Raw genomic sequence first — 15,558 nt, forward strand, 5'->3', positions numbered from 1 at the left:
CGCTCATTTCCTCCCATCCCATGTATTCCAATAGTCCCTCTCCGACGGCGGCGGTTCGGGATTGCCGTCCCGCGCTTTCCTGCCGAGCAGCGCGCCGGAGATGATCGCAGTCAGCGGAATCACCATCATCATGCCGATGCTGCCGGAGAGGGCTCGTACCACCTCGGTGGCCACGATGTCCAAATTAATGATCTTCAGCAGCGACTCCCGGTAGGCCATGAAGATCAGGATCAGCGGCATGGAGCTCCCGGTGTAGGCGAGGATCAGGGTATTGGCCATGGTGCCCATAATGTCCCGCCCCACGTTCATTCCGGAACGGATCAACTGGCCCGTACCGAGCCCCGGATGGATCCGCCAGACTTCGTCCACGGCCGTGGCCACCGACATGCTGACATCCATCGCCGCGCCCAGGGCGCCGATGATGATTCCCGCGAATAACAGTCCTTGCACGTCCAGCTGAATATTTTGGGGCAGATGGAGCAGCATCGCCGCTTCCTCGCTCCCGAACCCGGTCAGATGGGCGGACTTCCCGGCGATGAGGGCGGTGAGGCCGGAGATGCCCACCCCGCCCAGGCTGCCGAGGATCGCCGCCAGGCTCTTCATGGTGAAGCCGCCGACCACCGTCAGAGTAATGGCGGTGGCGGCCAGGGCGATGACGATCGTCAGCGGCACCGGGGAGTAGCCGCGCAGGATTCCCGGGAGCAAGCCGCCCCAGATCAGAAGCAGCGTCAACAGGAGCGAGCAGAGCGCCTGGGCGCCCTTGCGCCAGCCGATGGCCAGAAGCAGCAGCACAAAGAGGAGGCCCAGGATATACAGCTGATGCTCGCGCAACAGATCGACGATGTAGGCCTCTCGGATCCTGCCGTCCTTCAGGGTCAGCGCGATGGTCACCGCGTCGCCGGGGGCCACCTTGATATTGAAGACCGGGTTGTCGGTATCGTAATGGAAGACCACGACTTCCCGGCCTTTGAATGTTCCGGAGGTAATGCGCACCTTCAGCCGCCGGCCGTCAGTGGGCTTGCGGCTGAGCGGATCGATTACCGATTCGTTGGAGATCTCCCGCAGAATCCGCGCTTTCACCACGACTTCATGTTCCTGAAACGCTCCGGAGTCCGGACCGGGTCCGGACGGAACGCCGGAACCGCCGGCCGCGAGGACGCCGGCGGCGCCGAGACAGAGGACGAAGAGTAAAAAGCCGATGAACGCGATGGGTTTCTTGGTCGGTACGGTCATGAGAACTCCTTGCCTGCGATGAGGATGATGGTTGTTCAAATGACAGTTCGACGCCTCCGGAAGGGATTCCTTTATTTCGCCGTTCAACTGGAATCCGTGGTTTTTTGCTACCCGATCTCCAATCGCCGTGAATTCCGGACCTCGCTTCGTCCCTAAAACCGCTTGCTTCGTCCAAGCTTTCTCATGGTTCCGTCCGCTTCACCCAGCCCCCTAATATATCAGTCGATCCGCCTTCGTGTCAGGTATGGTCTTTCGTCCAACTAGGATATTCTTCATCCTTGTTAGGATGAAAGCCATCCTTGTAAGGGATGTCTCGATCCTTTCAAAGGATCTTGCGATCCTTGTAAGGTATGCCATGATCCGTGTAAGGGATGATCTTCATCCTTGTAAGGGATCCGATGATCCTTTCATAGGATCCTGCGATCCTTTCTTCCCGAAGGTTCATCCTAGCATCCCGAAGCCTTCGGGAACAATCCCGGAGGTTCCGGGATAAAGGACCAAAGCTTCGGGATGCTTCCCCAAACCCCGGGGAAAGAAGACGGAGACTTCGGGAAACATCCCCGAAGCCCGGGGAAGAAGGACCAGCCTTCGGGGAAGCATCCCCGGTTCCCATCCCGGCAGGTTTTGGGTCTCATTGGTTTATCCGGCCTCGGTTGACAGACTCAAAGCTCCTTCGGCCGGAAACAAAAAACGGGGAGGATCTCGCCTCCCCGTTTGCACGCTTCGGGCCTAAAACTTGTATTCCGCGGTCAGCGCCAGGCCGCCGGTGGAGTTTTTCACCTTCACCCCGGGGAGCTCGACCATTTTGTACTCCATCCAGGTCTGGGTATATCCGGCCTTCAGGCTCCAAGCCTCGTTGATGGCGTAACGGGCGTACAGTTCCAGCTCGGACGAGGAAGGATCGTCCATGTCGGTTTTGGCTTGCGCCGCAAAATAGCCGGAATCCCCTGCGGCGAAACTTTCCTCTGTTTCCTCGGGGAAAGTCGCTGTCAAATCGCCGCTCAACTCGCCGTCGGGATCGAACATATAGCGGTAGACCGCGCCCAGCTCCAGGTTTTCGGCCGGCCGGTAATTGCCGGCGACTCCGGCGTAGGCTCCGGAATATTTTTGCCGGACGTTGCCCGTTCCGCTGATTACTCCGTCATCATCGGGGAGCGCGGCATTCAATTGAAGCTTTGTCTTATACCGCGCATAACCGACCAAGCCGCTGAGTTTGAAGGAGTCGTTCACCTGCCAGTTCAGCGCGGCCTCCGCCCGGAGGGCGGTCGTTTCATCCAGATCAAGATCGGCATATGCGGGATAAATATCGAGTCTTGCCAAATCGGCGTTTCCCCAGTTGTATTTGGCGGAGAAGGAGAGCCAATCGGCGGGCAGGTACTTCAGTTCGGCGAAATAGCTGTTGCCTGGAGTATCGAGTTTGACTTTTCCGAAGTCCGAAATTTCGACGGTCAGTTCGTTGTCGGTTTTTTCATAACCGAACCCCACCTGGAAGTCGTTGGCGGCCTGGGCCGCCATTGCCAGGCCGAAGACCATGACCAGAGTCGCCAGGAGAACCGAGATCATCCGTTTCATCCAATTCCCTTCCTTTTCATAAAAAGTTTGCGGCCCTTCAGGACCGCTATTATGTATGTGTAGGAGGTTTTGGAAATATGCGAACATTCCGGGCCAAAATGGCAGACCAGAGCATGGTGTTTTCTGGAGTGGCCGGGCGGATGGGAACAGGGCTCAAATCCCGCCCGGGAAAGCGTTTGACCGCAAAACGTTTTTGATACATTCGTGGAGAAATGGTTGTTTTGGAAACTTTTTCATGTTACAATTTGAATGTTTGAAAAACATTTAGTTTTATGGCGGATTTCATATTTTGGGGGTGTTTTGATTGAATTGGCAGATGAAAAGCTGGATGATTGGGCTGTTGACAGCGCTGCTCATCCTGGGAGCGACGGGTCTGGCGCTGGCCGAGGCCAACGATCGGGAGTTTTATGTGAAGGTCAGTATGCAGAATTTCGGGTTGGAGGATGATTTCCAATGGTCCGCTCTTTATGCGACAGAGGATAAGAGCAAAGTTGTGGCTGTACCGAAACTGGGATCCCATAATGGAGCGGGATTGACGATTGGCGAACGGATTGGCCGGATAGCCGGGGAGTTAAGCTTTTACAGGACGGGATTGCCGACCAGTTTTCAATTCGCGGAAGGCGGGAATGTCTTCCATAGCAGCGACAGTGACTGTGATCTGATCAGTCTGGATTTTAAGTATTATTTCGTCGATCCACGCGAAAACAATTTAGCGCTGTATGGATTGTTAGGATACAGCCATGCCAGGGTCAAAGTGGATGATAATGTCGGGTATTTTGCCAGCGATGGCACTTTATTGGGCTCGGATGATTCCAAGTTCGATGGATCCGGCTACAATGCCGGCATCGGATTCCTTTATCAATTCGACCGTATCGCTTTGGATGGGGCGATCCTGTATAACGGACTTCGTTTTGACCGCATCAAGTTCGGAGGCACGGAGTATAAACCGGATCCCCGGCTTAAGAGTTCCACCACGGTGGTCCGCTTGGGAGCGGTTTACCGGTTCTGAAACGAAAAGCAAGGTTTTGTCATGGTCCCCCTCGCTGCTGAACTGCTCCCAGTGGAGCATCGGAGCAGAGAATGGGAAGTTTCAGAAGTTGCTATCCTAAAAACATCTTCCAACCGGCACAAAGCAAAAAAATCCACCGAAAAGCACCTGATGAACTCAGTTGCTTGGGGTTTGGATGAATTGATTCAGGCTGTTTCTTCTTCGATCTGCTCTTGGACGGTTACTTTCATCACCATCTGTACCCAGAACCGGTTATATTTATTGGGCAAAAATGAAAACGGGACAATGATCTTGAATGAAGCAGGGCGGATGGTGGCAACGGTTTGGAATGAAATCCCCCGACATTATAGCGGTTTTGCCATCCATGAATTTGTCGTCATGCCGAATCACAGCCACGGAATCATCGAAATCGTGACAATGATAGGGGCAGGCCCCCGTGCCTGCCCCGGTGGAACATGCAATCGATCGCCCCGGTGGAACATGCAATCATCGTGCCTGCCCCGGTGGAACATGCAATCGCCACGATCTAACAACCACGGAACGGGCAACCACAGGATACCGGATGTGATGGGCAATCATGCGTGGGGCAAAGATGACCTATAATCCCGAAATCCATCATCGTCGTTCCATTCGTCTGATAAGGATACGACTATTCGCGCCAGACCATATTTCATCACCATCTGTACCCAGAACCGGTTATATTTATTGGGCAAAAATGAAAACGGGACAATGATCTTGAATGAAGCAGGGCGGATGGTGGCAACGGTTTGGAATGAAATCCCCCAACATTATAGCGGTTTTGCCATCCATGAATTTGTCGTCATGCCGAATCACAGCCACGGAATCATCGAAATCATGGCAATGGTAGGGGCAGGCCCCCGTGCCTGCCCCTGGTGGAACATGCAATCGCCCCGGTGGAACATGCAATCATCGTGCCTGCCCCGGTGGAACATGCAATCATCGTGCCTGCCCCGGTGGAACATGCAATCGCCACGATCTAACAACCACGGAACGGGCAACCACATGATACCGGATGTGATGGGCAACCATGCGTGGGGCAACCGTGTGTGGGGCAAAGATGACCTATAATCCCGAAATCCATCATCGTCGTTCCATTCGTCTGATAAGGATACGACTATTCGCGCCAGACCATATTTCATCACCATCTGTATCCAGAACCGGTTATATTTATTGGGCAAAAATGAAAACGGGACAATGATCTTGAATGAAGCAGGGCGGATGGTGGCAACGGTTTGGAATGAAATCCCCCAACATTATAGCGGTTTTGCCATCCATGAATTTGTCGTCATGCCGAATCACAGCCACGGAATCATCGAAATCATGGCAATGGTAGGGGCAGGCCCCCGTGCCTGCCCCGGTGGAACATGCAATCATCGTGCCTGCCCCGGTGGAACATGCAATCGCCACGATCTCGAACACCCACGGAACGGGCAAACACATGATACCGGATGTGATGGGCAACCGTGTGTGGGGCAACCATGCGTGGGGCAACCATGCGTGGGGCAACCATACGTGGGGCAACCACAGGGGGTTGCCCCTACGGAAATCCCGGTGGATATTTCGGTGGGCATGATGAAAACAATGGGTTCGGCGGCGGGAACGTACGGTTCTGTGAGGGGTGGGGTCCGCGAAGGCTCCATCTACTCGACTGTATGGATTGAAACCGGGGGAGACTGTTGAATTTTTTTCCGTGAACCCCATTGATGCGCCCCCCGTCGATCGAAAATAACACGAAGATTACACCGCGATGACCAAATCCCGCCCCCTCGCATATCCTATACCATTGTCACAAGATGAGGAGCTGGTATGGATGTGCGGAATAGCCGGATGGGTGGACTGGGAGGCGGATCTGACCCGGGAGCGGGCGCTGCTGGAAGAGATGACGCGGCGGTTGTCGGACCGGGGACCGGACGCCGAGGGGTACTGGACGTCCCGGCACGCGGCCATCGGCCACCGGCGGCTGATCGTGGTCGATCCGGCGGGCGGCTGGCAGCCGATGATCAAGCGCTACGGGGAACGGACCTATGTGCTGACCTACAATGGCGAGCTTTACAATACGGCGGAGGTCCGCGCCGAGCTGGAGGCGAAGGGGCACCGTTTCGATTCGTATTCCGATACCGAAGTGGTGCTGGTCGCCTATATCGAATGGGGCCCGGACTGCGTCGAACGCTTCAACGGCATTTATGCCATTGGGATCTGGAGCGAATATGACCAATCGTTGTTTCTGGCCCGCGACCGGATGGGCGTGAAGCCGTTGTTCTATTGCCTCCGGGGCGGGACGCTGATCTTCGGTTCGGAGATCAAGGCCTTACTGGCGCATCCCCGGGTCGAGGCGGTGCTCGACCGGGACGGCGTCGCCGAGATCTTCGGGCTGGGTCCGGCCCGCACCCCCGGCAAGGGAGTCTTAAAAGGGATCGCCGAGGTCCGTCCCGGCTACTGGCTGCTCTATGACCGGGCCAACGGCTTGAAACAGCGGCAGTATTGGGAGCTGGAGAGCCGGCCCCATACCGACGGCTTGGAGACCACGGTGGAGCGGGTACGGGAGCTGGTGGTTGACGCGATCCGGCGGCAGCTGGTCTCCGATGTCCCGGTCTGCACTTTCCTCTCGGGCGGCCTCGACTCCAGCGTCATTTCGACGGTGGCGGCCCGCGACTACCAGGCGGAGGGGAAAGAGCCGCTCCGGACCTTCTCCATCGATTACCGCGACAACGATAAATACTTCAAGCCCAGCGCCTTCCAGCCCAACCCCGATCAGCCCTGGATCGAGCGGATGGCGGGCTTTTTGGGGACCCGCCATTTCCCGGTGGTGGTCGATACGCCCGAGGTTTACGAAGCGCTGCGCGGGGCGGTGCTGGCCCGCGATCTGCCGGGCATGGCCGACATCGACTCTTCGTTGTGGCTCTTCTGCCGGGAGATTAAGAAAGAGGCCACGGTGGCCCTGTCGGGGGAGTGCGCCGACGAAGTATTCGGCGGATATCCCTGGTTTCACCGGCCGGAAGCGGTGGCGGCCGATACTTTCCCCTGGTCCCTGGCGGTGGATTTCCGCAGCCGGTTGCTGGCTCCTGAATGGCGCGACCAGATCGATCTTCGCCGCTATGTCACGGACCGCTACCGGGAGACCTTGGCCGAGGTGCCGCGCCTGCCGGGCGAGGACCCCACCGAAGAGCGGCGGCGGGAGCTCTTTTATCTCAATCTGCACTGGTTCATGCAGGTACTGTTAGACCGGAAGGACCGGATGAGCATGGCTCACGGCTTGGAGGTCCGGGTTCCTTACTGCGACCACCGGATCGTGGAATACGTCTGGAATATTCCCTGGGCCATGAAGACCTGCGAGGGCCGGGAGAAGGGAATCCTGCGGCGGGCCGTCGCGGATATGCTTCCCGAAGATGTCGTCTGGCGCAAGAAAAGCCCCTACCCCAAGACCCATAACCCCGACTATTTCGAGCGGGTGAAGCGGGAGCTCCAGACCATCCTGGAGGCCCCGGACAACCGCCTGCGGGAGTTGATCGACGTCTCGACCCTGGCCGCCGCGGTGCAACAGCCCGATTTCAACGTCCCCTGGTTCGGCCAGCTGATGACGGTGCCTCAGCTATTGGCCTATCTGATCCAACTGGAGATCTGGCTGAAGGAATACCGGGTGGTCATCGAGTAGGACCGCTCAAGGAATCGTCGCGACAAATCGAAAGAGAATCCGCATCGGTCAACCGGGTCACGAGGCCCGCCAGGGGTACGTCAAAGTCCTGTCCTTTCATTCTCCCGCAGAGGCGCAGAGACGCTGAGAAAAAATGAAACGAGGGTTGTTGATTTTCATGCGGCTAAACTCTGCGCCTCTGCGGGAGTAATCAATCTTAAGACTTGTTTTCGTTTCAAGGAAAAGTCGCGACAAATCGAAAGAGAATCCGCATCGGCCAACCGGGTCACGAGGCCCGCCAGGGGTACGTCAAAGTCCTGTCCTTTCATTCTCCCGCAGAGGCGCTGAGACGCTGAGAAAAAATGAAACGAGGGTTGTTGATTTATGCAAAAACTCTGCGCCTTTGCACCTCTGCGGGAGTAATCAATCTTAAGACTGGTTTTCGTTTCAAGGAATCGTCGAGACAAATCGAAAGAGAATCCGCATCGGCAACCGGGGTCACACGAGGCCTCGCCAGGGGTACGTCAAAGTCCTATCCATTCATTCTCCCGCAGAGGCGCTGAGACGCTAAGAAAAACGAAACGAGGGTTATTGATTTTCATGCGACTAAACTCTGCACCTTTGCGCCTCTGCGGGAGTAATGAATCTTTAACTTTTGACTTTGACGAGCCCGTGCGAGAGTTCGGTTCATTCCTTTTCTTGGAAATGAAATGTTTACTATCATGGAAGATTCCTTTGAAATGTCTTTGAAACCCTTCCGTTCTTGGATTTTTCGGACAAAACCTTGACAAACTGGGTCTTTTGACCTACAATGAAATTACCGATAATTTACAGTTAATTTACAGGCGTTTCAATTGGGAATTGTTTTAAACCTTTATTAATCCCAAGGTACGGCTGTTTTTAATCTTCATCGTGTATTACTAATCATAACGAACGTAGCGATTCGGTCAGGGATTGCATTTGTAAAACGGAATATTCCGGATTTCGGATCGATCGCTCGTTGGCATCATTTCATCTTTAAACCTTGGGCCGCTTTGGGAGTTGTAATTTTGATGATTTCCTGATGCGGCTGTTTCTTACGGAAGATTTTTAAGTCGGTATTTTACGTCGGTATACGGAGCAACTACCCATGGCTGTTATGTCCAGGCAGAAACTTGGCGATTTGCTAGTTAGGCACGGCTTTATCACTCCTCAGCAACTGGCGGATTCCCTGGAGGAACAGCGTAAAACCGAGGCTAGATTAGGCTCGATTTTGGTAAAACGGGGTTACTTAACAGAGCAAAACCTGATTGAGGTTTTGGAATTCCAGCTGGGAATCCCTCATGTTGTTATCGCGAAAAAACAGATTGCTCCTGAGACCGTGGAACTGGTTCCGGAGCAATTAGCCAGGAAATATAAAGTTTTTCCGGTGGACCGGGCGGGAGAACGGATAATCCTGGGAATGCTCGATCCCACTGATGTTTTCGCCATTGACGAGCTTCGCTTGTCGCTGAACATGGAAATTCAGCCGGTGATCGTCACGGAGGAAGATCTAAACCGGGCAATCAATCAATACTACGGAATGCGGGGCTCCATCGAGGAAGTCTTCAAGGACCTCGATATTGAGTTTGAACAGACAAAAGAAGAACCCCAGTACGATGATTTGGAGGCCGCCGAGGAAGCGCCCATCGTCAAGCTGGTCAATCTGATCATGACCCAGGCGGTAAAGGAACGGGCCAGCGATATTCATCTTGAGCCGACTGAGAAAGAGTTGCTCGTCCGTTTCCGGATCGACGGCCATCTGAAGAAAATCATGACTTCGCCCAAGAATACCCAAGCGGCGATCATCTCCCGGATTAAAATCATCTCCGGCATGAATATCGCCGAGAAACGGTTGCCGCAGGACGGCAGGGTGCAGATCCGGGTTGAGGGAACGGCCATTGATATGCGGGTCTCGGCGATCCCGACGCTTTTCGGGGAAAAGATCGTGATGCGGTTGCTCTTTAAGACCAATATCATGGCCAGAATGGAGCAGCTGGGATTTATCCCCATGACCCTGGAGAAGTTTCGAACAGTCTACCGGCAGCCGCACGGCATTATCTTGGTCACCGGACCGACCGGAAGCGGCAAGTCCACAACGCTCAGCGCGGTCTTAAACGAGCTGAACAGTCCGGATATCAACATCCTGACGGTGGAAGATCCGGTGGAGTACCAGATCCCCGGGGTCAACCAGGTCCAGGTGAACAACAAGGCCGGACTGACCTTCGCGGCGGCGCTCCGGTCGTTCCTGCGCCAGGATCCGGACATTATCATGGTCGGGGAGATCCGGGACCGGGAGACTGCCCAGATCGCTTCGCAAGCGGCGCTTACCGGCCATTTGGTCTTATCGACCCTCCATACCAATGACGCGCCGAGCACGGTAACCCGGTTGATCGATATGGGAATTGAGCCGTTTTTGGTCGCCTCCACGCTCGCCGGGGTGCTGGCGCAACGCCTGGTGCGATCGTTGTGCAAACAGTGCAAAGAACCTTATCGACTGCAGCCGGACGATCCATATTATAAGATCGTTACGACGGTTTTTCCAAATTTCGATCCGGACAAGCATCTTTTTTACCGCGGCCGAGGTTGCCCGGAATGCCATAATACCGGCTACGCCCGGCGCATGGCCATACATGAGGTATTAATCATTAACCAGGAGCTGCGGGCGACGATCGCCCAAAATGTCCCGGCGGCCGCGCTGAAGGATGTGGCGGTCGGCAACGGAATGCTGACGTTGTTCCAGGACGGTCTGGTCAAAGCGATGGAGGGACTGACTTCCTTGGATGAGATCGTGCGGGCGGCGTATACGTTTGAATGAGCTTGCCTGATTGAAGCAACTTCCTTACGGTTTCAGCCATGGACTGCCCGGGATTCGCTTATCGCAATATTCCCACAAATACTTGCCCTTATTTATCATGATCCAGCAACCATTTTTTATAGTTACATGCCAAAAGCTTCGATTCCATTCGCCGCAGCGGGAGCGGAAGGACCGTGGTTTTTGGAGAATCATTGAAAGCCGGGGAGAGAGCCATTGGAACTCGTTGACATCCTGACCATCGGAGCGCGGGAACAAGCCTCCGACATTCATCTCACGGTGGGAAGGCCGCCGATGTTGCGGATCTTCGGTGAGTTGATTCCCGTCGCCGGGTATGACATCCTCAGTTTCGCCACGATTAAAGAATTGTTGGCTCCGCTGCTGAATGAGCACAGGCAGCGGCTGCTCAACCAGGACGGGCACGTCGATTTTTCCTACGGCGTTTCGGAGTTGGGCCGGTTCCGGGTCAACATCTTCCGCCAACGGGGTTCCATCGCCGGAGTGATGCGGCTGATCCCTTCCGATATTCCGCATCTGGACATGCTGGGCCTGCCGGACGCGGTGGCGGGACTGGTGGAAAAGACCCGGGGGCTGGTATTGGTCACCGGGCCGACCGGGAGCGGCAAGTCCACCACGCTGGCCTCGATGATCGATCTGATTAATCAGAACCGGAGCTGCCACATTATCACGCTGGAAGATCCGATTGAGTTCTTGCACCGCCATAAACGGAGCCTCATCAATCAACGGGAGATCGGCACCGACGCCGATTCGTTCGCCGGGGCGCTCCGGGCCGCGCTCCGCGAGGATCCGGATGTGATCCTGGTCGGCGAGATGCGGGACTACGAGACGATCCAGACCGCGCTGACCGCCGCCGAGACCGGCCATCTGGTGCTGGCGACCCTGCATACCAATGACGCCATGCAGACCGTCGACCGGATCATCGACGTTTTCCCGCCCAACCAACAGGAACAGGTCCGGACCCAATTGTCATTGACGTTACAAGCGATCATCTCGCAGCAATTGCTGCCGCGCGTCGATAAACCCGGCCGGGTGCTGGCCGCCGAGGTTCTGGTCATGACCAACGCTGCGCGGAATATCATCCGCGAGGGCAAGACCCATCAGTTGCCGACCGTGATCCAGACCGGCGGGAGGCTGGGGATGCAGTCGATGGACGCCGCGCTGCGCTCGCTTTGCCAGCGCCGGATCATCAGCGCTCAGGAAGCGCTGCTGCGTTCGACCGATCAGGAAGAATTCAAAAAACTGCTGGGCGTTTCGTAGGGGGAGAGCATGCCGACCTATCGATATCAAGCCCGCGAAAGAAGCGGCAAAGTCAAGGCGGGACTGATCGACGCCAACAGCGAACGCGAGGCCGGAGCCAGGCTGCGGCAGGACGGATTGTATATCACGGCGATCCAGCCCTTGCTGGAACTGCGGGGCAGAACCCAATCCAATCCGAACCGCAAGATAAAGCTGCGCGATCTATTGTTGTTTACCCGGCAGTTTGCGGTGTTGATCCGGGCCGGGGTGAATTTGGTATCGTGCTTGAACCTGCTGGCGCAACAGAACGATAACCACCATTTCGCGATGATCATCAACCAGATCCGGCGGGATGTAGAGGGCGGGGAATCGCTCCACGGCGCCTTGAGCAAACATCCCCGCGCCTTTCCCGCCATCTATATCCATATGGTGGAGGCGGGCGAAGCCAGCGGCCAATTGGACACGGTGCTGGAAAGGCTGACCCAGCACCTCCAGCGGGACATGGAGCTGCGCAAAAAAGTGATCGGGTCGCTGACCTATCCTATTATCATTGCACTAGTTGCCATTTTGTCAGTCACCGTATTGATGGTGTTTGTACTGCCTAAGCTTTTGGAGACATTTACTTCCGCCGGAATACCCTTGCCCTTGTTTACCAAGATGTTAATGGGATTCTGCTATGGTGTCCGGGATTATTGGTATATCATTTTCGGACTATTTTTCGGAGGACTTTTTGGCTTCGGAGCGTACCGGAATACAATGCCCGGGCGGAGAGCCACCGATAAAATTTTATATACCATGCCGGTAATCGGGCCAGTAGTCCAAAAGTTAAGCATCGCCCGGTTTACCAGGACCCTGGCCACTCTCTTGGAGAGTGGGATTCAGATTACCACCGGTTTGGAGATAGTGGAACGTTTGGCAGGTAATATGGTGGTCGCCAACGCCATCAAAGCCGCTCGGACAAGTATTACTAAAGGCACTGGGTTCGCCCAACCGTTGGCGGAATTAAAAGTTTTTCCGGTGCTGGTGACCCAGATGATCGGGGTCGGCGAGGAGACTGGTGAACTCTCCAATATGCTTACGGAAATTGCTGATTTTTATGAGAGAGAGGCGGAATATGCGGTAACTACCTTAACAACCATGATTGAGCCGGCAATCATCGTTTTAATGGGGGGCGCGGTGGCGTTAATTGTAGCTGCGGTGATGCTACCAATGTTTGAAATGAATTCGGGCGGCTTGTTGAGATGAAACCGCAGGAAACAATTACAATCGCCATAACAAGAATGAATTAGTTTTCAACGAGATGTTGCTATAAGATAAAAAATGTAATGAAAGGAGGTGAAAAAACATGCGGAAAATCAGAGAACAAGGTGGATTTACCCTGATGGAGCTGTTGATCGTGATTGCGATCATCGGTATCCTAGCCGCCATAGCTGTTCCGAGATTTATTAGTCAGACGGCCATCGCTAATAAGAGTGTATGCCATAATAATGTTGCGACGCTCAATACAGCAATCGAGCTGTATAGGGCGACCAACAGTAAAGAGCCGAGCACTGTTGCAGCTTTGTGGACTACTAGTCAAAATGGAAAAGATAAAGCCGTATTAAAGAGTGCAGTTACTTGTCCAAATAGCGGAACGTACTCTTTTATCATGGACGATAATGGTACCGCTAACGATCCGAAGGATGACGTAGTTGTTCAGGAGGCAACTTGCAGCCTAGACGGTAATGCGGCCGGAAAATTACAAGAAAACGAAGAATAAGGCTCTTGATTTTATGTGAGGTATATTAGATTGTTTGTTTCAAATTTCATTATTTTTTTCTTGGGCATGATTGTGGGTAGTTTTTTAAATGTTATAATTTACCGTTTACCGCGGGGGGAGTCGATCGTCCTCCCCCCCTCCCATTGTCCCTATTGCCAGCATCGGTTAGGCATTTTCGATCTCTTCCCGGTGCTGAGTTACATTGGGCTGAAAGGAAGATGCCGGTATTGCCGATCGCCCATCAGTTGGCGCTATCCGGCGGTTGAATTATTGACCGGAATTTTGACCGGGATTTGGTTTTCAGTCTATGGCTTGAACATCGCAGCCATCCCATATTTGCTATTGACATACGTTTGCATTGCAATCGCCTTCATTGATCTGGACCATCAGATCATCCCTGACCGCCTGACATTGCCGATGATGATCTTGGGTCTGTTAGTCAGACTGTATCAAGGGAATCTTTTTGAAGCCTTGATTGGCGGTTTTGTCGGCGGCGGGATTTTAATGGCTATCATTCTGGTTTATCCCAAGGGGATGGGCATGGGGGATGTCAAGTTTTTAGCGATGGCCGGTATCTGGCTGGGCTGGGAGAAGGCGGTGGTCACGTTGTTTCTGGGCAGTTTGATCGGGACTGTCTTGTTGGTTCCGTTTATGGGCTTGAAAAAGATCGATCGCAGAACGCCGGTGCCTTTCGGGCCGTTTTTGGCATTGGGAGTATTATTCATTTTATATGGAGGGAAATATTTCGTACAAATACTCCCGTGGGGAGGATTGTAAGCGATGGGCTTGCGATATCCGCGTCAAACGGCGGGGTTCACGCTGATTGAATTGATCATTACCTTAGCAATCTTAGGGATAGTGGCAGGCTTGGCTTGGCCTAGGTTCCAGGGATTTACGGATTGGGCTAAGTTTAATGAGGCGGCGGATCAGTTTTATTATGGACTTAGACAGGCACAGCGTTTAGCGATTTCAAATAATACCTATATCAAATTTCAATGGGGCGAGGAATCCGGTACATTTAAGTATAAGATTAAAAATAAGGACGATGTGGAATTAGAATCCAAGAATTTCAATGGGTTAGCTTCGACTTGGACAATTAGCACTACTGGGTTTCCATCCCAAAACTATGTACGGTTCTCACAATGGGGTTGCCCGGTTGATGAAAGTTTACAATTTAAAAAAGGAACGGTTACGTTTAGCGGGTGCGGGAGTAGTCAAACATTCACAGTATATGTAACGGGTCTAATCAAACGGAATTAGGATTGGAGTGATTGAAATGCCGCAACATTCCAATGTCGAAAAAGGCTTTTCTCTGGTGGAAGTTTTGATGGCGATGCTTCTATTCGCTGCAGCAGTATTAATGCTGGCAAGTTACACCATTGCCACGAGTCGTTCACAGTTGTTGGCCAAACGTATGGATATGGCAGCGGCCAAAGCTGCCAATGAGATTGAAAAATGTAAAACACTTGCTTCGCAAGACAGGTTTACTGAGATTGAGGGTCAAGACGCTTGGACTGATTCAGATGGTTTTGAAATTTTGAAAGACGTTACTGATTTAACCTTGGATAATGCCGGCAATATGTCACTTGAAACCGAATCCCCCAGCTTGAAAAGGGTCAAAGTCACAGTAACTTATTATAATGATAATGATAAAAATGATAAATTAATTTCAGTCACCCAAACTACATTGATCTCCTCAAGGTAGGGGTGGTAATATGTCCACTCAAAAGAACGGGTTTACTTTGGTGGAAATTCTGATCGCTTTTACAATTACCGCTTTTTTAACTATTGCCATTGCCTTGATGTTGAAAAACACTTCGAATTATTATAGTGCTATGCGCAGTGAAACTGAGATTCAGCAATATGTTCAAACAACCCTTAGCTTTTGTAAAAATGAAATTCTTTCAGCCCAACGCTTTAGATATACGGGTAATTCCGGTACAACTAATGAAAGTATTACTTTTTGCAACGCATCGGGTCAAGAAATTACCTATCATAAAGAAGGGTCAATTTTAAAACGGGAGAAGGCAGGAGAAACGGATCCAATAATTGCCGAGAACGTTGATGTCTGGAAAATAACTTATTTAAATGACAGCCAACTTAAATTCAGTGAGCTCTCGATAACTTTGAAGCTTCATGATTCAAAAGATACAACGATAAGTTATCAAAATTTAATTACTATTCATCCTCGGAATTTTGAGGGAGTCCTTGATAGCGATCATCAAGGTTGGGTAAAGTGAGGT

General features: G+C 53.0%; 13 protein-coding genes. 11 read left to right on the forward strand and 2 right to left on the reverse strand.

Features of this window, described 5'->3' with window-relative positions:
- Positions 1-3 precede the first annotated feature (3 nt).
- Together EDC14_RS12675 and EDC14_RS12680 are read right to left on the reverse strand one after the other, a co-directional pair.
- Positions 4-1,233 (reverse strand): YibE/F family protein, encoded by a 1,230-nt coding sequence (locus tag EDC14_RS12675; RefSeq protein WP_132014667.1) that lies wholly within the window; start codon positions 1,231-1,233, stop codon positions 4-6.
- Positions 1,234-1,962: 729 nt separating this feature from the next.
- A complete protein-coding gene (locus EDC14_RS12680) occupies positions 1,963-2,805 on the reverse strand; it encodes an outer membrane beta-barrel protein (protein ID WP_165907994.1) in 843 nt (280 codons plus the stop codon).
- A 304-nt stretch (positions 2,806-3,109) separates the two neighbouring features.
- Here EDC14_RS12680 and EDC14_RS12685 point away from each other — a divergent pair, with 304 nt between their 5' ends.
- The 11 genes from EDC14_RS12685 (at position 3,110) to EDC14_RS12745 (ending at position 15,555) form a co-directional block, all read left to right on the forward strand.
- A complete protein-coding gene (locus EDC14_RS12685; protein ID WP_132014669.1) occupies positions 3,110-3,814 on the forward strand; it encodes an outer membrane protein in 705 nt (234 codons plus the stop codon).
- A gap of 21 nt (positions 3,815-3,835) precedes the next feature.
- The gene (locus EDC14_RS12690; RefSeq protein ID WP_132014670.1) at positions 3,836-4,417 is read left to right on the forward strand and encodes a transposase; all 582 of its coding nucleotides are present in this window, start codon (positions 3,836-3,838) and stop codon (positions 4,415-4,417) included.
- Between the two features lie 1,228 nt (positions 4,418-5,645).
- Positions 5,646-7,487, forward strand: a complete 1,842-nt coding sequence (gene asnB, locus EDC14_RS12705) for an asparagine synthase (glutamine-hydrolyzing) (RefSeq protein WP_132014671.1) — start codon at positions 5,646-5,648, stop codon at positions 7,485-7,487.
- A 1,117-nt stretch (positions 7,488-8,604) separates the two neighbouring features.
- Positions 8,605-10,302 (forward strand): type II secretion system ATPase GspE, encoded by a 1,698-nt coding sequence (gene gspE / locus EDC14_RS12710; RefSeq protein ID WP_132014697.1) that lies wholly within the window; start codon positions 8,605-8,607, stop codon positions 10,300-10,302.
- Positions 10,303-10,515: 213 nt separating this feature from the next.
- The gene (locus EDC14_RS12715) at positions 10,516-11,577 is read left to right on the forward strand and encodes a type IV pilus twitching motility protein PilT (protein ID WP_132014672.1); all 1,062 of its coding nucleotides are present in this window, start codon (positions 10,516-10,518) and stop codon (positions 11,575-11,577) included.
- 9 nt (positions 11,578-11,586) lie between these two features.
- Positions 11,587-12,801 (forward strand): type II secretion system F family protein, encoded by a 1,215-nt coding sequence (locus tag EDC14_RS12720; protein ID WP_132014673.1) that lies wholly within the window; start codon positions 11,587-11,589, stop codon positions 12,799-12,801.
- A gap of 100 nt (positions 12,802-12,901) precedes the next feature.
- Complete coding sequence (locus tag EDC14_RS27570) at positions 12,902-13,315, forward strand: prepilin-type N-terminal cleavage/methylation domain-containing protein (protein WP_132014674.1); 414 nt, start codon at positions 12,902-12,904, stop codon at positions 13,313-13,315.
- 66 nt (positions 13,316-13,381) lie between these two features.
- On the forward strand, positions 13,382-14,092 hold the full coding sequence (locus tag EDC14_RS12730; RefSeq protein WP_279388756.1) for a prepilin peptidase: 711 nt from the start codon (positions 13,382-13,384) through the stop codon (positions 14,090-14,092).
- A gap of 3 nt (positions 14,093-14,095) precedes the next feature.
- Positions 14,096-14,575, forward strand: a complete 480-nt coding sequence (locus tag EDC14_RS12735; protein WP_132014676.1) for a pilus assembly FimT family protein — start codon at positions 14,096-14,098, stop codon at positions 14,573-14,575.
- A 16-nt stretch (positions 14,576-14,591) separates the two neighbouring features.
- Positions 14,592-15,020, forward strand: a complete 429-nt coding sequence (locus EDC14_RS12740) for a type IV pilus modification PilV family protein (RefSeq protein WP_132014677.1) — start codon at positions 14,592-14,594, stop codon at positions 15,018-15,020.
- A gap of 10 nt (positions 15,021-15,030) precedes the next feature.
- Positions 15,031-15,555: a PulJ/GspJ family protein gene (locus EDC14_RS12745; protein WP_132014678.1), complete on the forward strand. Its 525-nt coding sequence runs from the start codon at positions 15,031-15,033 to the stop codon at positions 15,553-15,555.
- Positions 15,556-15,558: the final 3 nt, after the last annotated feature.

This window comes from Hydrogenispora ethanolica (assembly GCF_004340685.1).
Taxonomy (GTDB): domain Bacteria; phylum Bacillota; class UBA4882; order UBA8346; family UBA8346; genus Hydrogenispora; species Hydrogenispora ethanolica.